Source organism: Arthrobacter sorbitolis, from assembly GCF_054510995.1.
Genome location: NZ_JBTNDM010000003.1, coordinates 256,995 through 281,183, shown reverse-complemented (window position 1 = coordinate 281,183; position 24,189 = coordinate 256,995). Strand labels below are relative to the sequence as shown.

The following is a 24,189-nucleotide window of genomic DNA, read 5'->3' as shown; positions in this document are numbered from 1 at the left end:
CTACGACGAAGGGCGCCACCCGCTGACTCCAGCGGATGGCGCCCTTCGTCGTAGAAGTGCCCAAGAACAGATAGGTGGGTCCACCCGTTCTAATGGACTCACCTATCTGCCGGGTAACACCCGCTGACCCCCCACGGAAAGCGGCAGTTACATAATCATTATTTTTACACACGATCATGAAATCGTGAATACGGCCAGGACACGATTGTGTCTCGTTCATTGCGCAGGGCAAACACCTGGGGCCCAGGACCGCCGGTAGTGCCTAGGCGAGTCTGTTCGCCTTCGTGCTGCGCCGCCTGCCCAGGGTGTGGCTCAGCCAGATCAGGCACAGCCCCAGAACCGTGAGCAGGATGGCCGAGAACGGCAGGAGGATGTCCCACGCCCCCAGCTCGAGGGTTGTGAGCCGCAGCAGCACGAACACCACCACCAGCGAGAAGCCGCCGGCCAGGAGGGCGCACGCGACACGGTGGATGGTCCGCGCCTCTCGGTCCAGTGCCGAGGCGACGGCAGGGACGACGAGACAGGCCGCCACGTATCCGGGGTAGAGACGCCCCACCGCGGCGTACTGCTGCACGGTGTCCTGGTCGTCGAAGGCGCGCAGGGCGGTGGAGCTGCCCTCCAGTTCACTCGCCACGAAGAAGTACAGCGTCGCCGCGACCGTCAGCGCGAGGATCGCGACGCCGAACCGGCCCACGACGAGGCGGCGGGCCAGCGGGGAATCGAACGCCGCAGCCATCCGGATCCCGATCAGCACGAACACCGTGTAGAGCGCGATCCTCAGGAGCAGGTTCGCGATGTTCACCGCCCCCAGGAGACCGTCGACGGCCTCGTAGATCTGCGGGATCGACAGGCCGACGGCGATGGTCAGGAGCACGAGGGCCACGAGGACCGTCCGCCCGTGCCCCTTCCGCGCGCCGGGTATCCGGACCGCGGCGCCGGCGGCACACAGGACGAGCGCAGTCCACTGGATGGTCGTCGTGGTCATCCGAGGTTCTCCCACATGGCGCGGTCCTTGCCGTCGTCGAGCTCGGCCCGCCGGATCTGCTTTCCGAGCACGTCCAGCCGGTCCCGGGCGAGGAACACGAGATCCAGGTCGCTCAGGGCGCACAGCGCGCGGGCCCGCCCGTCCTCGGGCCATCCGCCCTCGGCGGGAGTGAGCAGCCCCGTCACCACGAGGCCGCTGGTCAACGACACCCCGGCGATGCGTGCGGCCTCCACGGCGATCTCCGGAGCGAGCCGCCCCGCGGTGAGCTGGGCGGAGAGGTTCTGCCGGGCCACACCCGTGCTCGCGGCGAGCTGCTGGCGCAGGTCGCCCGGGTCGATCGCCTCGATCCAGGCGCGGACCGAGTTCCGGTGCGGGAACGGCGCGAGATGCATCTGGACGTCCGTGCAGGAGGACTCCCGGTCCTCGCTGCGCGCCACGAGCAGTCGCAGGATGTCCGTGTGCGAGACCTGGCTGACGAGTTCGGCATCCGTGGGTGGTGCGATCCGGGCCGGGAGATCCTCGTAGCCCTCGAAGACGGCGAGCGCGTCGACGGCCGGGAGTCCGTAACCGCGGGCGACGGCGACGACGGTCGGTACGGACACCTTGCCGCGCACGAGCTGCTGGGCGAGGGTGGAACGCTTGATGCCGGCGACCCTGCAGAGGTCGGAGACGGTGTCCTGCGGAGCGATTCGGGAACGCCACAGCTGGAAGGCCTTGGCTGTGACCGCCATCATCACCTTTCGATTGGACTTTTCGGGCTCGCGTAGAAGTATACTGAGGTTGCTGGCTCCGACTTCTGCGATTCCCCCATACGCAGAACTCGGAGCCAGCTCCACTTAACCGGTTCTCACCGGCCGCCGGGACCCCGGGCTCCGAAAGCGCCTACCAGCGCACCTTCTTCTCCTTCTTCCCCTGCTTGCTGCTCTCGTGGGCCGCCTTGACATGCGCCGCCCCCGAGGCCGCCGTCGGATTGGCCGCATGATTCTTCTTCGCGAGCGCGAGCTGTGCGCGCGGGTCGTCCTGCACGCTGCGGGCCTGGGACTCCTTCGCCGCTGCGTTCTCCTCCGGGGTGTTCTCCTGCGGAGACCGCGGGGTGGACTGGGACTGCTTGTTCTGGGGCGTGCTGGTCATGGTGTTCCTTTCTGGTGGTCGCACCCACGGAACGCGTCAGGCCGGGCAGCACTCCGTGCGAGAGATCATGCGTCGGGAGTACCGGGAAGGATCGGACAGCTTCAGTGGGCGCACTCGGAGGGATGTCATCGACAAGTGGCGCTGGGCACGGCGGGAGCCGGCCAGCCTACTGAAAAAGGATCGTCCTCATGCGTCCGACCGTACACCCGGCGCTCGCGGCGCGACAAGGCCCACCGGGGCGACCGCGGCATGCCCGGAGGTCAGCGCTGCCGGACGCCGTTCAGGGTGACGTCGACGTGGACGAGCCTGTGGTCGCTCGTGGGGAAGGGGAAGATCCCGGTCAGCTCCGACCCGGGCATCCCGGCGCGGGGCCAGAAGACGCCCGAGCCGGTCACCTTCAGGCTGCGGGAAGGCAGCACGTAGTCCACGCGGAGGTTCCCGCCGGCCCTGTCCTCGAAGTCCGCGGTGTCCTGGGCGGGGTCGCCCCGATGGCCGGCGTTCGCGCCACCCTGCAGCGCCGATGCCTCGGTGGCGCCCTCCGACGTCGGCTGGGGGTCCTGGATCAGCCTGTTGCCGAGCAGCCGGCCGATCGAGTCGGGCAGGGAATCGCCGTCGCGCGGGTCGCTGTTCTGGTCGCCCATCACGACGAACCGCTCGCCGCGCCGGAGGCCGCCCGGCGCGCCCGCGTCGTCGGAGATGTAGGAGGCGCCGTCCCCGCCCGTGACGTAGTCCGACCAGAAGCGGATCTCGTCGCTGTTGCGCCGGCCGTTGCGGTCCTCCGGTCCGTCGAAGACAGGAGGGGTCGGATGGCTGGCGAGGACGTGGATCGTCCTGCCCCCGATGCTCACGGGGACGTCCCAGTGCGACTTGCTGGACAGGGGCAGGACGGCGAGCTCGTCCTCGGAGTACCAGTCGCCCTGCGCATCCGTGGCGGGGTTGTCGGGCAGGAGCGCCCCGGGCATGTCCTTCCACAGGAAGTTCCGGAAGGTCCGCACCGAGTCCGTCTCGATGGGGTACTTCGAGAAGACGACCATGCCGTACTGGCCCTCGAACGCACCGAACCCGAGGGCGTCATCGGCCCCGCCCGCGCTGCCGTCGTTGTTCAGGTCGAAGCCGCTCGGGACGCCCGTGTTGGACGGCGCGGTGTAGACGTAGGGGTAGTCGAGGGGCGCCTTGCCGTTCTGGCCGACGCCGAGGTAGTTGTCCCTGAACAGGTCGGCGGCGCGGTTGCCGGGGACGTAGTCGAACTCGTTGAGGAGGACGACGTCGGGCCGGTTGATCTGGATCACCTCGGCGACGGCGCGCGCCTGTGCGTTCCCGGGAGTGCCGAGGTCACGGAGCAGTTCGCCCGGCGCGAGCCGGTTGAGGCTTGCGTTGTAGGTCGCGAAGCGGACTTCCTGCCGGTTCCCGGTCCCGGGAACAACGCTCCGCGACTGGTCCGCGTGGTCCGCGGGGTTCGCGAGGGCTGCGGGCGAGCCCGTGACGAGCAGGACGGCGGCCAGCAGGCCTGCACAGCAGTGCTTCAGGACACGCATGGCCCTCCCCTCGTCGTTCTGCCGGCTCCCTCGCGGGCGGGCCGGAACCCCTAGTGGTTCGCTTCGGTAACTTAATCCTAGCGGCGCGAGGTTCCCCGGAACCGTCTTCGAGGTAACGATTCAGGGTCGGGGGCGGAACGCCCGATGTCGCGCCGCCTGCCCCTTGCCGGGGGTGGCGAGATCGTGTTCCGCGGTCGCGAACGCCTGCTCCAGCCGGTCCACCGCCGCCGCGTATCCTGCCGGATCGGTGGAGGCGTCACCCTCGCGTGCGGCGTCGGCTGCGCGCAGGGCACGGACGACGGGCCGTCCCACGGGCTGGCGGGGATCGTGCATGGCCGGGTAGCGGATCGCCTTCGCGGGGTCGACGTCGTAGTCCGCCCACCGACGGACCACCTCGGCGTGGCGCCGCCGAAGGTCCGCCGCGGCCCCCGCCCGGGCGGCCTCCACGGCTGCCCGGCCCCGCCGGTCGTGGCGCCACCAGGCCCACGTGATCGCCGCGCCCGCGCACACGATCCCGACCACCACCGCCGGCATCGCCCCGGCACCCCCGGACGACGCGGCGACGAGCCCGGTACCCGTGATGACGACGACGCCTCCGAACCCGATCCAGAAGTAGTCGTCGGCTCCCCCGCCGCCGCGCGACACGGCGTCCAGGCGCCAGCCGGCCAGGGCTGCGGCCACGATCATCACGGCACAGGCGGCCAGGCTTCCGGCTACGCTCCCGGCCAGGGCGACGATGTCCATGGATACCTCTCCGCTCCGCTGCGGCACGCCGTCCCGCGCCCGCAGCACCAGTTCCTCCTACCAGTGCAAACGAGCGGGGACGGCGAGTCAATCCCTCGCGCGGCCGGGTGCTCCACCTCCCGCCGGGGCGCCGTGTGACAGGCTTGGTCAAGTTTTTTCCCTCGTCGTGCCGCACGGTACGGGAACTGGAGGCGTTCGGTGCCACTGTGGCTGCAGGCATTCGCGTGGGGCGCGATCGCGGGGGGTGCGCTGCTCATCGGGTCCGCCGTCGCCTGGAAGTGGACGGTGCCGCCGCGCACCGTGTCCTTCGTGATGGCGTTCGGCGCCGGGGTGCTCATCTCGGCGCTCGCCTTCGAGCTCGTCGCCGAGGCGCAGGAGACCGGCGGGCTCGTTCCGACGGCGCTCGGTTTCCTCGTCGGGGCGGTGACCTACGTGGGCGCCAACGCCGTCCTCGCACGGCAGGGCGCCCAGCACCGCAAGCGTTCGGGCGGCCAGCAGCCGTCGGAGTCGGACGCGGCGGGCAGCGGCAACGCGATCGCGCTCGGGGCGCTGCTCGACGGCATCCCGGAATCGGTCGTCCTCGGCCTCGGACTGGTGGCGGGAGGCGCGGTGAACCCGGCAGTCCTCGTGGCGATCTTCATCTCCAACGTCCCGGAGGGGCTCTCGAGCACTGCGGGCATGAAGGCCGCGGGGCGCAGTTCCCGCTACGTGTTCGGCCTCTGGGGCGGGATCGCGCTGATCTCGGGGCTGTCCGCACTCGCGGGGTACTCGCTGCTGGCGGGTGCCTCCGGCGTCACCGTCGCGTTCATCACGGCCATCGCCGCCGGTGCCATCCTCGCGATGGTGGCCGACACCATGATCCCCGAGGCCTTCGAGAGGCAGCACATGTTCACCGGGCTCATCGCGGCACTCGGCTTCCTCACCGCGTTCGTCGTCCATGAGGTGTCAGGGTAGGCAGGAATGCCGGGAGCGGGCCGGGGAGAAAGGAAGGACCCCGGGAATCCCGGGGTCCTTCACGGTGGGCCCTGTGGGGCTCGAACCCACGACCCACGGATTAAAAGTCCGTTGCTCTAGCCAACTGAGCTAAGGGCCCGCCGTACCGCCACCGCCACCGTGTCCGGCGAATCCCATGGATCCGACGGCGGGGAGCAATGACCCGCCTACTTTATCGCAATCATCACCGCTCGGAAGACTGCTCCTGGACTCCGCCTTCCGGCCCGAATTTCCGCAGGAGTATCCTCGATTCATGGACGGCGACTACACCAACAACAGCCCACGGCCCCATAAGCCGAAGCCCTTCGCTCCGGCTGACTTCGAGGTTTTCGCGGGCGGGGTCGACCCCTCTCGGGTGTCCGAGGCCGCCCACATGGCCGCGCACGCGCTCGTGCACCACGGACGCGACGCGGACGACCCGGACGTGACGCGCCGCCTCGTCGAGCTCGCCGACCAGCAGGGGCTGGAGGCCATCGCGGAGATGTGGGCCGAGAGCCCGGCGCGGTCACTGCCCGGTGCACTGTGGCGCCTCTACGCGCTGCGTGCGGCCACCCAGCAGAACCCAGAGCGCATCGCCGCCTACTTCGCCTCCGGCAAGGAAGTGGCCCAGGTGTCCAAGGTCGTGGCCGGCGTCGCCGAGCCGCCCGGAGCCACGGAGATGACCACGATGGCGAACACCATCCTCTCCGGCGCCTTCGAGGGCGACTTCGACGTGGCCCTCGAACGCTTCGCCGCATTCTGCCGCGTCGTCGCGCTCGGACAGGCCAACCACGCCGACGACGCCGAGCCGGCCAACGGCCCCCACGCCTCGAAACTGACGCGCAACTCCCACCAGCTGATCAAGACCGCCGAGGACCTCGAGCACGCCGCGGCATCCTGGCGGCGCGGGGAACTGGACTGATCCGGCCACCCGGGTCGTGTTGACAGCGGCTCCGGGGAGGGCAAGACTTAACACGGCGTCGAACCGTGGAACCCCCGGGCTTCAACACTCAGCCGCTTCGAGCGGCCTTCCGCCGAGAGGCGCTCCCGGTTCGGCGCCACTACTTTGCCCTCCGGCTCCCAGCGCCCTCGCGGCCTGCTTGCTGATACGTCCATATCCTGCGAGGAAGACCCCGTGAAACTACGTCTCTTCCCGCAGGAGAACGCTGGGCTCGAGCTCCTCTCCCGCATGGCACAGCAGCTCGTCCTCGGCGTCGGCACGATGTCCGCGATCCTCGGCGCCTCCACCCAGGAGTACGACCGCCTGTCCGAGGAACTGCACCAGCACGAGTCGGCGTCGACGGACCTGCACTTCGCGCTCCTGACGTCCATGCGCACGTCCTTCATCAACCCGCTGCCCCGCGAGGACCTCTACGCGCTGTCCCGCCTGCTCAACGAGGCGATCGAGAAGCTCGACGGTGCGGGCGAGCTCATCGCCCTGTACAAGCTCAACAAGCTGAGCCAGCGGGCCGCCGACCAGCTGGAGGTCATCAACCGGCAGGCCGAGCTGACGGCCGCCGCCATGCAGCGGCTCAACTCCATGGACGACCTCGAGGAGTACTGGATCGAGATCCTGCGCCTCGCCCGCCGCGCCGAACGGACCCACCGCAGCTGGTGCGCGGAACTGCTGAACGACCACAAGCCCCTCGTGTACGCACGGCACCGCGACGTCGCGAACCAGCTGGTCGACGTCACGAAGGACATCCGGCGGGTCGCCACCCAGGTGGGCAGCATCCTCGTCAAGGAATCGTAGGTGGAGCCCCTCCTCCTCGGTGCGGTGATCGTCGCTGCGGGTGGCTTCGCGTTCCTCAACGGTTTCCACGACGTCTCGAACTCCGTCGCCGCCGCGGTGCGGACCCGGGCGCTCACCCCGACCGTCGCCGTCCTGCTCGCGGCCTTCTTCAACCTGGTGGGCGCGCTGCTCAGCACCTCGCTGGCGCTCTTCTTCACGGACGCCGGCTTCGGGCTCCCCTCGGGGGCCACGGGGCTCGGCATCCTCCTGGCGGCGCTGCTGGCTGCAGGCGTGTGGGGTCTGTTCACCTGGTACCGCGGCAAGCCGTCGTCGTCGACCCACGCCCTGCTCGGCGGCATCATCGGGGCCGGCGGGGCGTCCCGGCTGACGGACGGCCCGGCGATGACCGGCGCAGGCGAGGCGCTCCTGCTGCAGATCGTGCTGCCCCTCCTGCTCTCCCCCGTCGTCGCGTACCTCCTGGCGTACGCCGCCGTGTTCCCCGCCACCTGGCTGCTGCGCCACCGCTCGCCCGGCAGCGTCAACCGGGGGAACCGGATGGCGCAGTCGGTGCTTGCGGGTGCCTTCGCCCTCGGGCACGGGCTGCAGGACGGCCAGCGCACCATGGCGGTCATCCTGCTGGCCCTCGTGGGGTCCGGCTATGCGAGCGGCTCGGAGATGCCGCTCTGGGTGCAGGGGTTCGCCGCCGTGCTCCTGACCACCGGATCGCTCTTCGGCGGGTGGCGCATCACGCACACCCTCGGCCATCGGCTGGTGCGCGTCGATCCGCTGCGGGGCATGACCGCCCAAGGGGTGAGCTCGGCGATGCTGTTCGTCGGCGCCATCTCGCTGCACTTCCCGCTCTCGAGCACGCACACCATGACCTCGGCGATCGTGGGGGCCGGCGCGAACCAGCGCTTCGCCTCCGTCCAGCGGCCGCAGGTGGCGCGGATCCTCGCCGTCTGGCTGGGCACCGCGCCGGTCACGGCGCTGCTGGGAGCGGTGTTCCTCCTGGCCCTGAGCCCCCTGCTGTAACCCCTCCCCTTTCGGGGCCGCCGCGCCGGGTGCCCGGACCCGCGCCGGAGCACCCCCGCACCTGCACCGACGCCACGGGCCTGCGCCGGCTGCTTCCTCTCCTAAGGGGCCGCCGCGCCGGGTGCCCGGACCCGCGCCGGAGTACCCCCGCAGCTGCACCGACGCCACGGGCCTGCCCCGGCCCCGTCCCGGCCCACCCCGGCCCGCGCCGGGAACACGGAGAAACGACGACGGCGGCCCCGTCAGGAGCCGCCGTTGCCGTGTGCCGTCCTCGCGGCGGGTGCCTACCCGAAGCGGCCGGAGACGTAGTCCTCCGTGGCCTTCACCGAGGGCTTGTTGAAGATGGTGGTGGTGTCGTCGTACTCGATGAGCTTGCCGGGCTTGCCCGTGCCGGCGATGTTGAAGAACGCCGTCTTGTCCGACACGCGGGCCGCCTGCTGCATGTTGTGGGTCACGATCACGACCGTGTACTCGGCCTTGAGCTCGTTGATGAGGTCCTCGATGGCGAGCGTCGAGATGGGGTCCAGGGCCGAGCAGGGCTCGTCCATCAGGATCACCTGGGGGGACACCGCGATGGCGCGGGCGATGCAGAGGCGCTGCTGCTGCCCGCCGGACAGGCCGGATCCCGGCCGGGCGAGGCGGTCCTTGACCTCGTTCCACAGGTTCGCGCCGCTCAGCGACTTCTCCACGAGATCGTCGGCGTCGGACTTGCTCATGCGCTTGTTGTTGAGTTTCACGCCGGCCAGGACGTTGTCCCGGATGGACATGGTGGGGAACGGGTTGGGCCGCTGGAAGACCATGCCGATCTGGCCGCGCACGGTCACGGGGTCGACGGTGGTGTCGTACAGGTTGTCGCCGTCGAGCAGCACCTCACCCTCGACCCGCGCACCGGGGATGACCTCGTGCATGCGGTTCAGCGTGCGGAGGAACGTGGACTTGCCGCAACCCGAGGGACCGATGAACGCCGTGACGGAACGGGCTTCGATGTTGATGTTGACGTCCTCCACGGCAAGGAACTTGCTGTAGTAGACATTGAGGTCCTTGACGTCGATTCGCTTGGACATTGGTTCCTTCGGGTCGGCTACCGCGCGCGGTCAGCGGCTGGTCTTGGGGGCGAACATGCGGGCGACGAACCGGGCGACCAGGTTCAGGAGCATCACCATGAGGATCAGCAGGAGCGCTGCGGCCCAGGCGCGCTGTGTACTCGGATCGGGCGCCGTCGGGGACGTCGGCGTGAGGATCTGGTAGTAGATGAAGGTAGGGAGCGTACTCATCCAGCCACTGAAGACGTTCCAGTTGATGGAGCTCGCGAACCCTGCCGTTACAAGGATAGGGGCCGTCTCACCGATCACGCGGGCGATCGCGAGGGTTACGCCAGAGGCGATACCGGAGATCGCCGTCGGGATCACCACGTTGGTGATCGTGCGCCATTTCCGGACGCCCAGCGCGTAGGACGCCTCGCGGAGCTCGTTCGGCACGATCTTCAGCATCTCCTCCGTGGAGCGGACCACCACGGGGATCATGAGGACGGAGAGGGCGACGGCGGCCACGAACCCGGTGCGGGTGCCCGGCCCGAACAGGAGCGCGAACAGCGCTGCAGCGAACAGGCCCGCGACGATCGAGGGGATGCCGGTCATGACGTCCACGAAGAAGGTGATCGCCTTCGTGAGGTTCTTGCCCGCCCCGTACTCGACGAGGTAGATCGCGGTGAGCAGACCGATGGGCACGGAGATGAGCGTCGCCCAGAGGGTGATCTGCAGCGTCCCGAGGACGGCGTGGTACGCGCCGCCGAGCACGGGAGCGCCGTTCTCCACCGCCTGGTTGTCGACCGCGCCCGTCACGCCGTTCATCGACGTGAACAGGAAGTTGTAGCTCAGGCCCGGGACACCCCGCTCCAGCACCGTCCACAGGACCGAGACGAGGGGCAGCAGGGCGATCAGGAAGGCGCCGTACACGAGGAACGTGACGAGGCGGTCCTTGGCCTTGCGCTCGCCCTCGCCGACGGCGGTGACAATGGTGGCCGCGAGGACGAACACGACGGCGGAGATGACTGCCCAGCCGACGACGCTGAACCCGATGAGGGAGGAGAGCGCCGCACCGAGGATGACGGCGGCCGCGAGGACCACCCACACGGCGTAGGAGGGGAGGTGGCCGCGCGTGAGCTGGGACTGGCGACGCTGGAGCGTCTGGTTCGCTGCCATTAGTTAGCTCCCGAGAATTCTTTGTGCCGGGTGATGATGAAGCGGGCGATCATGTTGACGATCAGCGTGATGATGAAGAGCACGAGGCCCGCCGCGATCAGTTCGTTGAGCCGCAGGCCGAACGCCTCCGGGAAGTTCAGCGCGATCTCGGCGGCGATGGTCTGGTTGCCCGTCTTCACGAGGCTGGCGACGAGCGCACCGGGCGAGAGGACGAGGGCCACGGCCATGGTCTCGCCGAGGGCGCGGCCGAGGCCGAGCATGGTGGCGCTGATGATGCCTGGCCGCGCGAAGGGCAGGACCGCCATGCGGACCATCTCCCAGCGTGTGGCACCCATCGCGAGCGCCGCCTCCTCGTGGAGGCTGGGGGTCTGCAGGAAGATCTCCCTGCTGAGCGAGGTGATGATCGGGATGACCATGACGGCCAGGACGATCCCGGCGGTGAGCATCGTCTTGCCGGTCTGGCTGGCGGGTCCGGCGAAGATCGGGATCCAGCCCAGGTTCTCCGCGAGCCAGGTGTAGCCCTTGGCCAGCTGCGGCGCGAGCACGATGTAGCCCCAGGCGCCGTAGATCACCGAGGGGATGGCCGCGAGCAGGTCGATGACGTACCCGAACGCGCGTGCGAGACGCCGTGGTGCGTAGTGCGAGATGAAGAGGGCGACGGCGATCCCGATGGGCGTCGCGATCACCAGCGCGATGACCGCGGCAATGACCGTGCCGATGACGATCGGGAGGATGTAGGCGGAGAAGCCGTTGCCGCCGGTGATCTCGGCAGGATCGGCGGTGAAGGTCGGTGCGGCCTGCACGAGCAGGAACACTGCGACGCTGAACAGCACTGCCAGGATCAGGATGCCGGCGGTGAGGGAGATGCCGGAGAAGATCTTGTCGCCTGCGCGGCCTCGATCTGTCGACGCTTTCAGCGAATTGGTGGACACGTCTCTGCCTTCCAGGGCGGTCGAGTTCGAATGCAGTGACGGCCCGGATGCCGGACCGAGGGGGGGTCACTGCTGATTCCAGCCGTGAACGGCGGACGGTCCCGCCCGGTCTCCATTAGACCAGACGGGACCGGGGGCCTTCGCTAGGAGGCGACCTTGATGGAGTCGATGGCCGTCTGGGCCTTCTCGCTCAGGGTTGCGGACAGCGGGGCGTTGCCGGCGGAGGCCTCGGCCTCTGCCTGGCCCTCCTCGCTGATGACGTAGGAGCCGAACGCCTTCACGAGGTCGACGGTCTCCTGGCTGTCGTAGGAGGTGCAGTACACGTGGTAGCTGACGAGGACGACGGGGTAGGCGCCCGACTCGGTGGTGTCACGCTCGAGCTCGAGGGACATGTCGAGCTCGGGGCGGCCCTCGACCGGGGTGGCGACCTCGACGGCCTTGGCGGCGGCGTCGGAGCTGATCTCGGTGTACTCCTCGCCGACCTTGACCTTGGCCTTGCCCAGGTCACCGACGGCGGAGGCGTCGGCGTAGGTGATGGCGCCGACGGTCGAGGTGACCGTCTGGACGACACCCGAGGTGCCCTTGGCGTTCTCGGACTGCAGGTCAGCGGGCCATGCGCCCTCGACCTCGTAGGTCCAGTCCGCGGGAGCCGCAGCAGCGAGGTAGTCGACGAAGTTCTCGGTGGTGCCGGACTCGTCCGAGCGGTGCACGACGGTGATCGGGGTGTCGGGCAGTTCGACGCCCTCGTTCTGGGCCGCGATCGCGGGATCGTTCCAGGTGCTGATCTTCTTGCTGAAGATCTGCGCGATGGTCGGGGCGTCGAGGTTCAGCTCGGTGACACCTTCGAGGTTGAAGGCGATCGCGATCGGGGAGATGTACGCGGGGATGTTCAGCGCACCGTCCGGGCCGCAGACCTCCGTGGCCTGGGTCATCTCTTCGTCCTTGAGGTAGGCGTCCGAGCCGGCGAACTGCGCGCCGCCGCTCAGGAAGGCCTTGCGCCCTGCGCCGGAGCCGTCGGGGGAGTACTGCACCATCGCGCCCTGATTGGCGGACTCGAAGCCGGCCTTCCAGGCCTCCATCGCAGAGTTCTGCGACGAGGCGCCGATACCGGTCAGGGTCCCGGACACGGCGGTGCCGGCGGCGGAGGACGCAGGTCCCTCCGCGGCGGGCTCGCCGGTGGCGTTGTCGGACCCACAAGCGGTCAGCGCCAGCGCGGCTACGGAGATAACTGCCGCAGCGCGGCCAAAGCGAAGAGCCTTCACTAGATTTTGCCCCTTCCAGGGATTTATTCATCGGTGCACGAGCGGCACTCGGTAGAGATGTACGCGTTCTTGTACACCTTGAAGCTAGGCAGTGCAGGTAACGAGACTGACCAAGCGACATGAACGGAGGGTGAACAGCGCGGGGCCATTCGCCTGTACAGCCGGTTCACGCAGGTGAATGAGACGAACGTCTCGCTTCGATGCACCTCCTAGACTGGGGGCATGCCGCCGCGCCAGGGAGTTTCCGCCACCCTCGCCTTCCTCCGCAAGCGTTCCCGCATAGGCCTCAAGCGCAGCTCGAACTCCCTGATCCCGGCACTGCAGATGACCGTCTGCGCCGTGGGTGCGTACGCCTTCGCCGAGGAGATCCTCGGCCACAGCGGGCCGCTGTTCGCCGCGACGTCGTCGATGATCTCGCTGGGCTTCTCGCGGGACCCACGCATCCGGCGGGTCCTCGAGGTGGCGATCGGCTGCACGCTCGGCATCTCCGTGGGGGATCTCCTGCTCACCTTCTTCGGCACCGGCCTCTGGCAGGCCGCCGTCGTGCTGTTCATCTCGATCCTGCTGGCCCGCTTCCTCGACAGCGGCACCATCTTCACCACGCAGTTGGGCCTGCAGTCCCTGCTCGTGGTGCTGCTGCCCGCACCGGACGGCGGACCGTTCACGCGCAGCGTCGACGCGATCGTGGGCGGCCTGTTCGCGCTCGCGATCACCGTGCTCCTGCCGCGGGACCCGCGCCGCGAACCGAAGACCAACGTACGCGGGCTCCTGGGCGAGCTCTCCGGCGTGATCCGCGACAGCGCGTCGGCCCTCCGGCAGAGCGACTCCACCCTGGCGTGGCACGCGCTCGTCCGCGCCCGGAACTGCCAGTCCCAGCTCGACACCCTCACCGGTGGTATGAAGGCCGCGCAGGAGGTGGCCCGCATCTCCCCCGCCTACCGGCGCCACCGTGACGAGCTCGGCGAGCTGCGGAGCGCCATCGACGCGATCGACCTCGCCATCCGCAACAGCCGCGTGTTCTCGCGCCGCCTGACGTCGGCCATCAACCACGCGGCGCTCACCGACGAGGCGATCGAGTCCCTCAGCCAGTCGCTCGAGGACACGGCCGACGCCGTCGACGCACTCAGCCGCGGCCTCTCGGCAGGAGACGCGGCGGAGCGGCGCCTGAACCTGCGGCGGGCACGCGAGGAACTCGCGGCCGTGGCCACCGATCTCCACCCGAGGACCCTCCATATCAGCCGGCTCGAGGGCGAGGGGCTCGTCCTCCTCCTCCGCCCGCTCGTCGTGGACCTGCTGAGCGCCACGGGCCTCTCGCACGAGGACGCCGCCGACTACCTCCCGCGGCTCTGAACCGCGCCGCAACCGGCAGCCGGGCCTGTCTGTCGGTGCACGCCGGTAGCCTGAAAGCATGCCCACGAAGACCTCCCCCGCCGCCCGCGCGGGCCGCAGCAACACCCCGAACTTCCGCTGCGCCGAATGCGGGTGGACGACGGCGAAATGGGTGGGGCGCTGCGGCGAATGCCAGGCGTGGGGCACGGTCGAGGAGACCGGGCAGGTCGTCGCACGCACCACCGCCGCAGCAGCGGTGACCACACCGGCACAGCGGATCGGCGACGTCGACGCCACGCTGTCCGGATTCCAGCCGACGAAGATCGACGAGCTCGACCGCGTCCTGGGCGGCGGGCTGGTGCCCGGCGCCGTGATCCTGCTCGCCGGCGAGCCGGGCGTCGGCAAGTCAACACTCCTGCTCGACGTCGCAGCCCGGGTGGCGCGGCTGGGCAAGGACGTCCTCTACGTCACCGGTGAGGAGTCCGCGGCCCAGGTGAAGCTGCGGGCGGACCGGATCGACGCCGTCGCCGACTCCCTGTACCTGAGCGCCGAGACGGACCTCGGCCAGGCCCTCGGCCAGGTGGAGAAGATCGATCCGGCACTGCTGATCGTCGACTCGGTGCAGACCCTGAGCAGTGCGGCCGTGGACGGCAGCGCCGGCGGTGTGACGCAGGTCCGCGAGGTGGCCGCGTCCCTCATCGGCGCGGCCAAGGCCCGCGGCATGACCACGCTCCTCGTCGGGCACGTCACGAAGGACGGCTCGATCGCCGGCCCGCGGCTCCTCGAACACCTCGTCGACGTCGTCTGCCAGTTCGAGGGCGAACGGCATTCGCGGCTGCGCCTGCTCCGCGCGGTGAAGAACCGGTACGGCCCCACCGACGAGGTCGGGTGCTTCGACCTGACGGACGGCGGTATCGAGGGGCTCGCCGACCCCAGCGGGCTCTTCGTCTCGCGCACCAAGGACCCGGTGTCGGGGACCTGCATCACCGTGACGCTCGAGGGCCGGCGCCCCCTCCTCGCCGAGGTGCAGGCGCTGCTCGCCGAGTCCGCCAACTCCCAGCCGCGCCGGGCCACGAGCGGGCTCGACAGTTCACGCGTCGCCATGCTCCTGGCGGTCCTGCAGAGCCGTGCGTCCGTCAGCCTCCACAAGGACGACAGCTACGTGGCCACCGTGGGCGGTGTCCGCCTGACGGAACCGGCCACCGACCTCGCAGTCGCCCTGGCCATCGCCTCCGCCAAGACCGACCACCCCCTGCCCGCGCGGCTCATCGCGTTCGGCGAAGTGGGTCTCGCGGGCGAGGTGCGTCCCGTCCCGGGTATCGGCCGGCGTATCCAGGAGGCGGAGCGGCTCGGGTTCACCCACGCGATCGTCCCGGCGTCACCGGGCGGCACCGGTCCCGTGCCGAAGGGCTTCTCGGTGCGGGAGGTCTCGACCCTCGCCGAAGCGCTGGCCCTCCTCTTCTAGCCTCGACCGACGGGACAGGACCGTGCACGGCGCGACGGCGGCAGGGGCGGAGCGCCTGGTCGCCGGCCTGCGGCAGGAGGGCCGATCATGCCCCCGCGGCGGTGCCCCGGTGTTGCCCGGTGCGAGCGTTACCGATCTGCGACAGCGGCCGGTGCAGAGGAATTCGTGCGCGCCAGTAGTATTATGTTCGGCTGCGCGGGTGATCCCGCAGTTCCTGCCCGCTGTCCGAGGCTCGACGGCGGCCGCCCGACTGCGCCGGGCCATCGACAGCGCGGGCGGCGAAAGGATAGGCCATGGTTCGTAGTCCGGAGGACTCGCTCAAAGCCACCCTCGCCAGAGTAGCCCCGGGGACCCAGTTGCGTGACGGGCTCGAGCGCATCCTGAGGGGCCGCACGGGTGCACTGATCGTCCTCGGATTCGACCGTACCGTGGACTCGATCTGCTCGGGCGGCTTCGACATCGGCATCGAGTTCTCGCCGACGCGCCTGCGCGAACTGGCCAAGATGGACGGTGCGATCGTCTGCGACAAGGACGCGAGCCGCATCCTCCGCGCGGCGGTCCAGCTCGTGCCGGACCACACCATCGAGACGCAGGAGTCCGGAACCCGCCACCGCACGGCGGAGCGCGTGGCCAAGCAGACCAGCCTCCCCGTGATCAGCGTCAGCCAGTCCATGCAGATCATCGCCCTCTACATCGACGGGCTCCGGTTCGTCCTGGAGGGCTCCGAGCCCGTGCTCGCGCGGGCGAACCAGGCCCTGGCCACGCTCGAGCGCTACCGCGCGAGGCTCGACCAGGTGACCAACTCGCTGTCTGCGCTCGAGATCGAGGCCATGGTCACGGTGCGCGACGTCGCCGTCACCCTCCAGCGCCAGGAGATGGTCCGGCGCATCTCCGAGGAGATCTCGCAGTACGTCCTGGAGCTGGGCGTGGACGGGCGCCTGCTGTCGCTGCAGGTCGAGGAGCTCACCACGGGCCTCGGTCCGGGCAGTGAGATGGTGCTGCGCGACTACATGGACCTCGGCAACAGCACGGCACCGGTCGACGAGCGCGTCGCGACCCTGCAGGGGTTCAGCTCCACCGACCTCATCGATCTCGGGACCATCGCGAGCGTCCTCGGGTTCAATCCGTCGCTGGACTCGCTGGAGGCCGTCATCCAGCCCAAGGGCTTCCGCCTCCTCTCCGGCATCAAGGCGGTACCGCCGGCCGTCGCGAACCGGCTGGTGGAGCACTTCGACGGACTGCAGAACCTGATGGCCGCGAACATCGAGGACCTCATGGCCGTGGACGGCATCGGCGAGCAGCGGGCGCGGACCGTACGCGAGGGCCTGTCCCGGATCGCGGAAACGAGCCTCCTCGACCGCTTCATGTGACGGCCGCCTGACGCCACGCGTGCCGCCGGCGGGTCCTACTGCAGTGTGAAGTCCACCGGGCTGCTGCTCCGGAGGCCGAGTTTCGTGGTCACCGTGTACTGCCCTGCCCCGGGCTCCTCCTCGACCGGTGTGCAGCCCGGCATGCTCCGGTTGCGTGACCACTCGAACTCCGCGCGCTGGTCGGCGCCCGGTTCGATGGTGCGCTCGAGATCCTGCGAGGCCTGCTGGCAGTCGATGGAGGAGAACACGCGCTCGTCGCCGCTGGTCACCAGGAACTCCATCTGGGACGTGCCGACGTTCGCGGTGCAGGCCGTGTCGCCCTCGTTGCGGACCACGAGCGAGAGGAGCACGGTGTCGTCCGGCCCGTAGTCCGACCGGTCGGTCCCGGCCTCGACCACCACGTCGTCGGGGTCGCAGGCGTTCTCGGAGGAAGCCGACGGCTGGGCCGATGCACTGGGTGAGGGGGGCGCCGTCGGGCCGGGTGATGCCGTCGGAGCCGCTGTCGCCGGGCCTGTCGCTCCGGCAGGGCCCTCGGAGGCGGGTGCCGGGGTGGCGGGTGCCCCGGTGGGGTCCTGCGTCGGAGATCCGCCGGCGCTCGCATCGGAGCCGCGCGCGAACGCTCCTGCGAGGGCCATGGCGCCGACGATGAGGGCGCCCGCCACGAGGAGCGCGAGGATGGTCACGGCCAGGCGCCGGCGGCGGTAGACAGCAGGACTCGGCCGCCGCCTGCCGCCGGTGCGGCCGCCCCTGCCATGGTCGTCGTCGTGCCCGCCCGTTGGTTCCATCCATCAAGGCTAGGGAGGGCTTCCCGCATTCCTCCCGGCACCACGCCGGTGGATAGAGTATTGACGACAATGATCCAGGAACATCCCCGAATCCCCCGCCGCGGTACGTCCGCCCATCAGGCGCGCCCTGCCGGCCTCGACGGGCCGGCTGCCCCTCGAGCGCAGGATCCGCGGTCGGAGGAGCCCCGGGTGATGGATCTCCGGGTGACGGATCTTCACGTGCGGGTCACCGACTGGTTCGCGGACGCCGCACGGGACCTGCCCTGGCGCGAGCCCGGGTGCTCGCCGTGGGGCATCCTCGTCAGCGAGGTGATGCTGCAGCAGACCCCCGTGGTGCGGGTGCTCCCGGTCTGGGGCGAGTGGCTGGAACGCTGGCCGTCCCCGGCGGACCTCGCCGCCGAACCGGCCGGCGCCGCCGTCCGCCACTGGGGCCGGCTCGGCTACCCGCGCCGCGCACTCCGGCTGCATGCCGCGGCCGCGGCCATGGTGGCCCACCACGGCGGCGACGTCCCGCACACCCATGCGGAGCTGCTGTCGCTGCCAGGGGTCGGCTCCTACACCGCTGCTGCCGTGGCGGCCTTCGCCTTCGGTCGCCGCGAGACCGTCGTCGACACCAATATCCGGCGGGTCCATGCCCGGCTGTTCGGCGGCACGGCACTCCCCGCGCCGGCGCTCACCGCCGCCGAGACGAGGCGTGCCGTCGACCTGCTGCCCGAGGACGATGCACTGTCCGTGCGCTGGAACGCCGGCGTGATGGAACTCGGCGCCGTCGTCTGCACCGCCAGGAGCCCGCTGTGCGACGCGTGCCCCGTGTCCGACGCGTGCGCCTGGATCGCCGCGGGGCGGCCCGCTCCCGAGTACGTACCGAAGGGGCAGGCGTGGGCGGGGACGGACCGGCAGGTGCGGGGGGCCCTCGTCGCCGTGCTGCGGGACACCGACACCGCTGTTCCGCGGTCCGTCCTCCTGGACGCTCCGGTGGACCTGAGCATGGGCGACACCGCCGTGGCCGCGCACGTCCCGCAGGGGAAGCCGGGCGCGCTGACCGCGCTGCACGGCCTGCGCGCTCCCGCCGAGCAACTCGAGCGCGCCCTCGCCGGGCTCCTGGCCGACGGCCTCGCGGAGGAGACCGACGGCGGGATCCGCCTACCGGGCTAGGGCGCGCGGCCCTCCGGGGTCGTTCAGGCCGGCTCGCCGAATCCCGATTCGACCGCCTGCCCCACGAAGTCGACCGCGGCCTGGGCGTCCGGCCCGCTCGCCTCGACCGTCACGGTCCTGCCCTGGCCGAGACCGAGGCTCATGAGGAGCATCACGGATTTGCCGTCCACGCCGTTCACGGTCACCTCGGCGTCGAGGTCCGTGAGCCCCGTGGCGAGCGTGGCAGCGGGCCTGGCGTGCAGGCCCATCTGGTTGGGCAGGGTCCACGAGCCGCTGACGGTCGGCCCCGCGGGTGCACCGGGAGCACCCGTGGCGGCGCCGTCGCCCGGCGCGGCCGCCGCATGACTGACGAAGGGCTCGAACTCCTCGGGGCGGACGGACACCACGGCCCGCTCGGCAGCCCGGACCACCTCGTCGAGGGTCCCGCCGCCCTGGGCCTGCACCGCGGCCGCGACGGCCCCCTCGACCAGGGCGGCCCGGGCGAGCCGGACCGACGCCCGCGCCTCGGGCTCGAGGAACTCGAGCACCATCTCCGCGGTCATGACGGCGGAACCGAGATCGGTCAGGACCACCACCCCGTCAGCCCCCGACGCCTGCTCGAGGGCCGCCTGGACGCGGTCGAAGCTCGTCCCGATGCGGGCAGGACCGGCGCCGTCCTCCGCTCCCCCGGCGGCGACGAGCACGACGTCGGGCGCCATCTGCGCGGCCAGCTCGACGACGCCCTCGGCGATCTTCTCACTGTGGGAGACGACGACCAGGCCGACGCTCACGCGACCTCTCCCCCGGCCGCCGCAGCCGCCGCCGTCAGGATCAGGGCCGTGGACACCGCGCCCGGGTCCTGGTGCCCGGCGCTGCGCTCACCGAGATAGCTCGCCCTGCCCTTGCGGGCGATCAGGGGTTCGGTGGCCACCGCTCCGGCGTGGGCGGCGTTCGCGGCGGCCGCGAGCACCTCCGGAGGGGTGGCACCAGCGGTGGCGGCGGTCTCGGCGGACTCGGTGGCGGGCGTCCACGCATCCACCATGGTCTTGTCCCCCACCTCCGCCTTGCCGCGCGCGACGATGCCGTCCCGGGCGGCCCGGATCATGCCCGCGACGGCCCCGGCGTCGATCTCCCCCGCGTCGCCGAGGGAGGCCGCGGCGCGCAGGAAGGCCGTCCCGTACAGTGGCCCCGCGGCGCCCCCGACGGTGGACATGAGCGTCATCGCGACCTGCTTGAGGACGGCCGCGGGGGTCGCGAGGGCATCACCCGCATCGAGCTTCGCGACGACGGCGCTGAATCCCCGATCGAGGTTCTCCCCGTGGTCGGCGTCACCGATGACCCGGTCGAGGTCGATCAGGAGGGCGCGGTTCTCGGCGACGACGCGCGCGGTCTCGTGCATCCACCGCACGGCCCATCCGGTGTCGAGGACCTCCGCCATGCTCATGCCCCCCAGCGCAGCGCGGCGGTGTGCACGGGAGCGTCCCAGAGTTCGAGCATCTCGTCGTCGGCGCGCAGGACCGTCAGCGAGGCCCCCTGCATCTCGAGCGCCGTGATGTAGTTGCCCACGAGGGACCGTTCGATGCCCACGCCGAGGCCCTCGAGGAGCTGCGCGACCTTCCGGTACATGATGTAGAGCTCGCTGGCGGGCGTGCCGCCCATGCCGTTGACCATCACGATGGTGCGGTCGCCGGAGGTCAGCTTCAGGTCGGCGACGATGGGGTCGAGGAGCCGCTGGGTGATGCCGTCGGCCTCCTCCATGGCGATCTTGTGCCGGCCGGGCTCCCCGTGGATGCCGATGCCGATCTCGATCTCGTCGTCCGACAGCTCGAAGCTGGGGACCCCGGCGTGCGGCACGGTGCACGCCGCGAGCGCGACGCCCATGGACCGGACGCCGTCGATGACCCGCTGGGCCACGGCCGTGACGCCGTCGAGGTCGTCACCGCGCTCCGCGGCCGCTCCGGCGATGCGCTCCACCAGGACGGTCCCGCCCACACCGCGCCGACCCGCCGTGTACAGGGAGTCCTCGACGGCGACGTCGTCGTTCACGAGGACGGAGCGCACGGTGACGCCCTCGGCCTCCGCCATCTCCGCGGCCGTCTCGAAGTTGAGGACGTCGCCCGTGTAGTTCTTGACGATGTGCAGGACACCCGCGCCGCCGTCGACCGCGGTGGTGGCGGGGATGATCTGGTCGGGCGTGGGAGAGGTGAAGACCGCGCCGGGCACGGCCGCGTCGAGCATCCCGCGCCCCACGAAGCCCGCGTGGAGCGGTTCGTGGCCGCTTCCACCTCCGGAGACCAGGCCCACCTTGCCCCGGACGGGGGCGTCCTTGCGGGTGATGAAGAGAGGATCCGGATGGACGGTCACCAGGTCGGCATGCGCGATGCCGAATCCTTCGACCGACTCGTTGACCACGGCTTTGGGGTCGTTGATGAGCTTCTTCACGACGGCTGCTCCTTGACTGCGAAGACTGCGAACGGACGGGTTGAGGCCCTGCAGCCCGCCTTCCATGGACCACGTCGGCCACTCGGAACACTACCGTCCGTTCCTGCGCCTGCCTATAGCCGTGCAGCCCCTGGGCAGACCCCGGAAGGGGGTCCGTTAAACGCCTGAGGGAGGGGCCCGTCACGGGCGCCTCCCTCAGGTGGCCTGGCCGCTCGATCGAAGGGCGCGGCCGGGGCGGGTCAGTGGCCCTTGAACGCGTCCTTGACGTTCTCGCCGGCGTCCTTCAGTTTCGAGGTCGCCTGGTCCTTGTGGCCTTCGGCCTCCAGGTTCTCGTCTCCGGTCGCCTTGCCGAGACCTTCCTTGACCTTGCCGCCCAGGCCTTCGCCCTTGTTCCCGATCTTGTCATCCAGTCCCATAAGTCGGACCTCCTTCAGCTCGGTGTACGGCCACCGGATCCGGTGGCGTGCCCGCACCCCGATGGGAATGCTAAGCGGTCTTACCTTATCCCCGGTGTTCTGGAGAAAGCCAGTCACCCCGCCCGGAGTTCCCTGATCATGCGCGTATTGCCCAGGGTGTTGGGCTTGACCCGGGCCAGGTCGAGGAACTCGGCGACGCCCTCGTCGTGGGAGCGCAGCAGCTCCGAATAGATCCGGGGGTCGACGGCGGACTGGTCCGCCATGACCTCGAAGCCGTGACGGCGGAAGAAGTCGACCTCGAAGGTCAGGCAGAACACGCGGCCGACCCCGAACGCGCGGGCCTCCTCGAGCAGCTCCTCGACGAGCGCATGACCTACGCCGCGCCCCCGCGCCGCAGGGGACGTCGCGAGGGTGCGCACCTCCGCGAGGTCCTCCCACATGATGTGCAGCGCGCCGCAGCCCAGCACCTCGCCGCCGTCGGACTCGGCGATGCGGAACTCCGGGAGTCCCTCGTAGTAGGCCACGGTCTCCTTGGCCATCAGGATGCGCTCCTGGGCGAGCGGCTCGACGAGGGCCTTGATGGCGGGGACGTCCGAGGTGCGGGCGCGGCGGATGGTGAAGGGCGGGGTCATCCGTCCCACTCTACTGAGCGCAGCCCCGCCCGGCTGCCTACAGGCCCAGCTCGGAGGGCAGCTCGCGCTCCTCCCCGAGGACGTGCGATGCGAGGAAGGACTCGACCACGCCGTACCAGATCCGCGCGTGCTGGGGCTTGAGGATCCAGTGGTTCTCGTCGGGGAAGTAGAGGAACCGGTGCGGCGTGTTGCCGTCGTCGTCCGCCGGCAGTCCCGACGCGGAGAGGAGCTGGTACCACAGCCGCAGCCCCTCGCCGATGGGCACGCGGTAGTCCTTGTCGCCGTGGATGACCAGCATGGGGGTGCTGATCCCGCCCACGTGGAGATGCGGCGAGTTCTCGCGCATCGCCTCGGGTGTCATCTCCCGCTGCCAGTAGTAGGCGGCGTCGGTGGTGGGGCCGAACTGGTCGAGTGCCCACAGGCTCGCGTGGGTCACGATCGCAGCGAAGCGGTCCGTGTGCCCGGCGATCCAGTTCGCCATGTACCCGCCGAAGCTGCCGCCCATGGCCGCCACGCGCGTCCCGTCGATGTCATCGCGTGCCACGAGGGTGTCGGTGGCCGCCATCAGATCGGTGTAGGGCGCGCTGCCCCACCGCCCCCACCCGCGGTCGACCATGTGCTGGCCGTAGCCCGTGGACAGTGCGGGGTCGGGCAGCAGCACGGCGTAGCCGCGGGCGGCCATGATCCAGGGCGACCAGCGCCAGGTCCAGGCGTTCCAGGAGCCGATGGGGCCGCCATGGATCCACAGCAGCGCCGGGACGGGGGAATCGGCGGACGCACCCTCGGGCAGGACGAGCCAGGACCCCACGGGCTGTCCGTCCTCGCCGACGGACCGGATGCGTTCGAGCGATCCCGGCACCTCGGGGCGTTCGGCGGGGTTGGCGAGGCGTTCGGTGGTGCCCGAGGCGAGGTCGATGCGCACGACCTCCGGAGGGAAGAGGTAGGAGCTGCGGACGGCGTAGGCCGTCGTCCCGTCCGGTGATACGCGGACGTCCGAGTACGCGGCGACGTCCTGCGTCACGCGCCGCACCGATCCCGTCGCGACGTCGAGCACGAACACGGGCGCTCCGCCGTCGTCGTCCGCGGTGACCACGAGGGCGGAGCCGTCGGGCAGCCATGCAGCGGGTGCGGGCCAGCGGTCCCAGTCCGCGGCGAGGGGCACGGGGTCGCCGCCGTCGAGCGGGAGCAGCAGCAGGCTGGTGCTCGGCGCGAGGTCGGCGGTGGTGCGGCGGTTCCGGACGACGGCGAGGAACCGGCCGTCGGGGCTCACGGGTCCCGGAGAGTAGTCGTTCTGCCGGTCGTCGAGGAGGACGGCGAGCTCCTTCGTCGCCATGTCCACGCGGACGAGGACCGTGCGCTGGGAGCCGCGCTCCTCGGGGACGGTGAGGGCGCTGAAGAGCGTCGAACCGTCGGGGGCCAGGACCGGGTGCGCGTCGCGGAGGCCCCCGCGGGCGGAGGGGACGAGGTCCTCGACGGCGTGGCCGTCGTCGCCGCCGACGTCCTGCAGGGCGAGATAACGAGGCTCGTCCGGACCGAGGTCGGCGTCCCAGTAGCGGACGGGATACCCGGTGTGCAGGATCGCGGCGACGCCGGACTCCTTGCGTGCCTTGCGCCGCTCGGCGTCGTCCTCCTCGTTCGCCGACCCGGCGAGCGAGTTGCCGGTGACGACGACGACGTCGGTGGCCTCAGCCGTCGACACGCCCGCCACGCCGCCCTCGCGGGTCAGGAGCAGCGAGGCCTCACCGCCGCCGGCCGGCAGCCGCCACAGGGCCGAGCGCTTCTCGCCCTCGGCGTCGTCCGGGTCGGGGCGCGCCGACGTGAAGAGGAGGTCCCCGCTGGAGAGGAACGCGGCCCCGGATTCACCGGCGGCGCTGCGGGTCAGGCGGCGTGCGGGCTGCTCGCCGGTGGGATCCACCTCCCAGAGGGCCGTCTGGTAGGCGGTCTTCTTCGGGTCGAGGGTCGCCACCGAGGTGACGAGCCGGGTGCCCTCCCGGTTGAGGACGAGTCCGCTGAGGCGTGGCAGGGCGACGAAATCGTCGAGCGAGGAGAAGGGAGTGGTCATGCCTCATCTCTACCACCGCGTGTGGTCG

General features: G+C 70.5%; 24 protein-coding genes and 1 tRNA gene. 8 read left to right on the top strand and 17 right to left on the bottom strand.

Annotated elements, in window-relative coordinates:
• Positions 1–262: 262 nt before the first annotated feature.
• The 5 genes from ACX80K_RS09750 to ACX80K_RS09730 all read right to left on the bottom strand — a co-directional run bounded on the left by ACX80K_RS09750 (position 263) and on the right by ACX80K_RS09730 (position 4,443).
• Positions 263–985 carry a hypothetical protein gene (locus ACX80K_RS09750; protein WP_459271657.1) on the bottom strand — a complete coding sequence of 241 codons (723 nt, stop codon included), beginning with the start codon at positions 983–985 and terminating at the stop codon, positions 263–265.
• Positions 982–1,716, bottom strand: a complete 735-nt coding sequence (locus ACX80K_RS09745) for a hypothetical protein (protein WP_459271656.1) — start codon at positions 1,714–1,716, stop codon at positions 982–984. Before ACX80K_RS09745 ends, ACX80K_RS09750 begins: the two co-directional genes overlap by 4 nt.
• 151 nt (positions 1,717–1,867) lie before the next feature.
• A complete protein-coding gene (locus ACX80K_RS09740; RefSeq protein WP_459271655.1) occupies positions 1,868–2,116 on the bottom strand; it encodes a hypothetical protein in 249 nt (82 codons plus the stop codon).
• A 260-nt stretch (positions 2,117–2,376) separates the two neighbouring features.
• Positions 2,377–3,651: an endonuclease/exonuclease/phosphatase family protein gene (locus tag ACX80K_RS09735; RefSeq protein WP_459271654.1), complete on the bottom strand. Its 1,275-nt coding sequence runs from the start codon at positions 3,649–3,651 to the stop codon at positions 2,377–2,379.
• Positions 3,652–3,771: 120 nt separating this feature from the next.
• The gene (locus tag ACX80K_RS09730; protein WP_459271653.1) at positions 3,772–4,443 is read right to left on the bottom strand and encodes a hypothetical protein; all 672 of its coding nucleotides are present in this window, start codon (positions 4,441–4,443) and stop codon (positions 3,772–3,774) included.
• A gap of 150 nt (positions 4,444–4,593) precedes the next feature.
• Between ACX80K_RS09730 and ACX80K_RS09725 the strand changes: the two genes are divergently transcribed.
• Entirely contained in the window at positions 4,594–5,349 is a 756-nt protein-coding gene (locus tag ACX80K_RS09725) for a ZIP family metal transporter (RefSeq protein WP_459271652.1), read from the top strand.
• 65 nt (positions 5,350–5,414) lie between these two features.
• Here the strand turns inward: ACX80K_RS09725 and ACX80K_RS09720 are convergent.
• Positions 5,415–5,488, bottom strand: a tRNA-Lys gene (locus tag ACX80K_RS09720).
• 153 nt (positions 5,489–5,641) lie between these two features.
• Here ACX80K_RS09720 and ACX80K_RS09715 point away from each other — a divergent pair.
• The 3 genes from ACX80K_RS09715 (at position 5,642) to ACX80K_RS09705 (ending at position 8,131) form a co-directional block, all read left to right on the top strand.
• A complete protein-coding gene (locus tag ACX80K_RS09715) occupies positions 5,642–6,289 on the top strand; it encodes a hypothetical protein (RefSeq protein WP_459271651.1) in 648 nt (215 codons plus the stop codon).
• A gap of 213 nt (positions 6,290–6,502) precedes the next feature.
• Positions 6,503–7,120 carry a DUF47 domain-containing protein gene (locus tag ACX80K_RS09710; RefSeq protein ID WP_104181100.1) on the top strand — a complete coding sequence of 206 codons (618 nt, stop codon included), beginning with the start codon at positions 6,503–6,505 and terminating at the stop codon, positions 7,118–7,120.
• Positions 7,121–8,131 carry an inorganic phosphate transporter gene (locus ACX80K_RS09705; protein ID WP_459271650.1) on the top strand — a complete coding sequence of 337 codons (1,011 nt, stop codon included), beginning with the start codon at positions 7,121–7,123 and terminating at the stop codon, positions 8,129–8,131.
• A 284-nt stretch (positions 8,132–8,415) separates the two neighbouring features.
• Here ACX80K_RS09705 and pstB read toward each other — a convergent pair whose 3' ends face one another.
• From pstB to ACX80K_RS09685, 4 genes are all read right to left on the bottom strand, one after another.
• The gene (gene pstB, locus ACX80K_RS09700; RefSeq protein ID WP_459271649.1) at positions 8,416–9,195 is read right to left on the bottom strand and encodes a phosphate ABC transporter ATP-binding protein PstB; all 780 of its coding nucleotides are present in this window, start codon (positions 9,193–9,195) and stop codon (positions 8,416–8,418) included.
• Positions 9,196–9,225: 30 nt separating this feature from the next.
• On the bottom strand, positions 9,226–10,332 hold the full coding sequence (gene pstA, locus ACX80K_RS09695) for a phosphate ABC transporter permease PstA (RefSeq protein WP_459271648.1): 1,107 nt from the start codon (positions 10,330–10,332) through the stop codon (positions 9,226–9,228).
• On the bottom strand, positions 10,332–11,264 hold the full coding sequence (pstC, locus tag ACX80K_RS09690) for a phosphate ABC transporter permease subunit PstC (RefSeq protein ID WP_459271647.1): 933 nt from the start codon (positions 11,262–11,264) through the stop codon (positions 10,332–10,334). The genes pstA and pstC overlap by 1 nt, the downstream gene beginning before the upstream one ends.
• A 143-nt stretch (positions 11,265–11,407) precedes the next feature.
• The gene (locus tag ACX80K_RS09685) at positions 11,408–12,526 is read right to left on the bottom strand and encodes a phosphate ABC transporter substrate-binding protein PstS (protein WP_459271646.1); all 1,119 of its coding nucleotides are present in this window, start codon (positions 12,524–12,526) and stop codon (positions 11,408–11,410) included.
• A gap of 222 nt (positions 12,527–12,748) precedes the next feature.
• On the opposite strand from ACX80K_RS09685, the gene ACX80K_RS09680 reads away from it, so the two are divergent.
• The 3 genes from ACX80K_RS09680 to disA all read left to right on the top strand — a co-directional run bounded on the left by ACX80K_RS09680 (position 12,749) and on the right by disA (position 16,690).
• Positions 12,749–13,876 (top strand): FUSC family protein, encoded by a 1,128-nt coding sequence (locus tag ACX80K_RS09680; protein WP_459271645.1) that lies wholly within the window; start codon positions 12,749–12,751, stop codon positions 13,874–13,876.
• 58 nt (positions 13,877–13,934) lie between these two features.
• On the top strand, positions 13,935–15,320 hold the full coding sequence (gene radA / locus ACX80K_RS09675) for a DNA repair protein RadA (protein WP_459271644.1): 1,386 nt from the start codon (positions 13,935–13,937) through the stop codon (positions 15,318–15,320).
• A 293-nt stretch (positions 15,321–15,613) separates the two neighbouring features.
• Positions 15,614–16,690, top strand: coding sequence for a DNA integrity scanning diadenylate cyclase DisA (gene disA, locus ACX80K_RS09670; protein WP_459271643.1), 1,077 nt, complete (start codon positions 15,614–15,616; stop codon positions 16,688–16,690).
• A gap of 35 nt (positions 16,691–16,725) precedes the next feature.
• Here disA and ACX80K_RS09665 read toward each other — a convergent pair whose 3' ends face one another.
• Positions 16,726–17,475, bottom strand: a complete 750-nt coding sequence (locus ACX80K_RS09665) for a hypothetical protein (RefSeq protein WP_459271642.1) — start codon at positions 17,473–17,475, stop codon at positions 16,726–16,728.
• Between the two features lie 192 nt (positions 17,476–17,667).
• Here ACX80K_RS09665 and ACX80K_RS09660 point away from each other — a divergent pair, with 192 nt between their 5' ends.
• A complete protein-coding gene (locus ACX80K_RS09660; RefSeq protein WP_459271736.1) occupies positions 17,668–18,630 on the top strand; it encodes an HhH-GPD family protein in 963 nt (320 codons plus the stop codon).
• Positions 18,631–18,653: 23 nt separating this feature from the next.
• Here ACX80K_RS09660 and dhaM read toward each other — a convergent pair whose 3' ends face one another.
• The 6 genes from dhaM to ACX80K_RS09630 form a co-directional block, all read right to left on the bottom strand.
• Positions 18,654–19,400: a dihydroxyacetone kinase phosphoryl donor subunit DhaM gene (dhaM, locus tag ACX80K_RS09655; protein ID WP_459271641.1), complete on the bottom strand. Its 747-nt coding sequence runs from the start codon at positions 19,398–19,400 to the stop codon at positions 18,654–18,656.
• Positions 19,397–20,047: a dihydroxyacetone kinase subunit DhaL gene (gene dhaL, locus ACX80K_RS09650; protein WP_459271735.1), complete on the bottom strand. Its 651-nt coding sequence runs from the start codon at positions 20,045–20,047 to the stop codon at positions 19,397–19,399. Before dhaL ends, dhaM begins: the two co-directional genes overlap by 4 nt.
• 2 nt (positions 20,048–20,049) lie before the next feature.
• On the bottom strand, positions 20,050–21,051 hold the full coding sequence (dhaK, locus tag ACX80K_RS09645; RefSeq protein ID WP_459271640.1) for a dihydroxyacetone kinase subunit DhaK: 1,002 nt from the start codon (positions 21,049–21,051) through the stop codon (positions 20,050–20,052).
• A gap of 239 nt (positions 21,052–21,290) precedes the next feature.
• On the bottom strand, positions 21,291–21,467 hold the full coding sequence (locus tag ACX80K_RS09640) for a CsbD family protein (protein WP_104181114.1): 177 nt from the start codon (positions 21,465–21,467) through the stop codon (positions 21,291–21,293).
• A gap of 113 nt (positions 21,468–21,580) precedes the next feature.
• A complete protein-coding gene (locus ACX80K_RS09635) occupies positions 21,581–22,099 on the bottom strand; it encodes an amino-acid N-acetyltransferase (RefSeq protein WP_104181115.1) in 519 nt (172 codons plus the stop codon).
• A 37-nt stretch (positions 22,100–22,136) separates the two neighbouring features.
• Complete coding sequence (locus tag ACX80K_RS09630; RefSeq protein WP_459271639.1) at positions 22,137–24,161, bottom strand: S9 family peptidase; 2,025 nt, start codon at positions 24,159–24,161, stop codon at positions 22,137–22,139.
• Between the last annotated feature and the right edge of the window lie 28 nt (positions 24,162–24,189).

Bases quoted from the DNA above. Each gene is read 5' to 3' on its own strand.
- disA (WP_459271643.1), top strand. From the start codon at position 15,614: ATGGTTCGTAGTCCGGAGGACTCGCTCAAAGCCACCCTCGCCAGAGTA.
- ACX80K_RS09750 (WP_459271657.1), bottom strand. From the start codon at position 985: ATGACCACGACGACCATCCAGTGGACTGCGCTCGTCCTGTGTGCCGCC.
- ACX80K_RS09660 (WP_459271736.1), top strand. From the start codon at position 17,668: ATGGATCTCCGGGTGACGGATCTTCACGTGCGGGTCACCGACTGGTTC.
- ACX80K_RS09665 (WP_459271642.1), bottom strand. From the start codon at position 17,475: ATGGAACCAACGGGCGGGCACGACGACGACCATGGCAGGGGCGGCCGC.
- ACX80K_RS09715 (WP_459271651.1), top strand. From the start codon at position 5,642: ATGGACGGCGACTACACCAACAACAGCCCACGGCCCCATAAGCCGAAG.
- ACX80K_RS09630 (WP_459271639.1), bottom strand. From the start codon at position 24,161: ATGACCACTCCCTTCTCCTCGCTCGACGATTTCGTCGCCCTGCCACGC.
- ACX80K_RS09745 (WP_459271656.1), bottom strand. From the start codon at position 1,716: ATGGCGGTCACAGCCAAGGCCTTCCAGCTGTGGCGTTCCCGAATCGCT.
- ACX80K_RS09635 (WP_104181115.1), bottom strand. From the start codon at position 22,099: ATGACCCCGCCCTTCACCATCCGCCGCGCCCGCACCTCGGACGTCCCC.
- ACX80K_RS09680 (WP_459271645.1), top strand. From the start codon at position 12,749: ATGCCGCCGCGCCAGGGAGTTTCCGCCACCCTCGCCTTCCTCCGCAAG.
- ACX80K_RS09735 (WP_459271654.1), bottom strand. From the start codon at position 3,651: ATGCGTGTCCTGAAGCACTGCTGTGCAGGCCTGCTGGCCGCCGTCCTG.
- radA (WP_459271644.1), top strand. From the start codon at position 13,935: ATGCCCACGAAGACCTCCCCCGCCGCCCGCGCGGGCCGCAGCAACACC.
- dhaL (WP_459271735.1), bottom strand. From the start codon at position 20,047: ATGGCGGAGGTCCTCGACACCGGATGGGCCGTGCGGTGGATGCACGAG.
- pstA (WP_459271648.1), bottom strand. From the start codon at position 10,332: ATGGCAGCGAACCAGACGCTCCAGCGTCGCCAGTCCCAGCTCACGCGC.
- ACX80K_RS09640 (WP_104181114.1), bottom strand. From the start codon at position 21,467: ATGGGACTGGATGACAAGATCGGGAACAAGGGCGAAGGCCTGGGCGGC.
- pstB (WP_459271649.1), bottom strand. From the start codon at position 9,195: ATGTCCAAGCGAATCGACGTCAAGGACCTCAATGTCTACTACAGCAAG.
- ACX80K_RS09740 (WP_459271655.1), bottom strand. From the start codon at position 2,116: ATGACCAGCACGCCCCAGAACAAGCAGTCCCAGTCCACCCCGCGGTCT.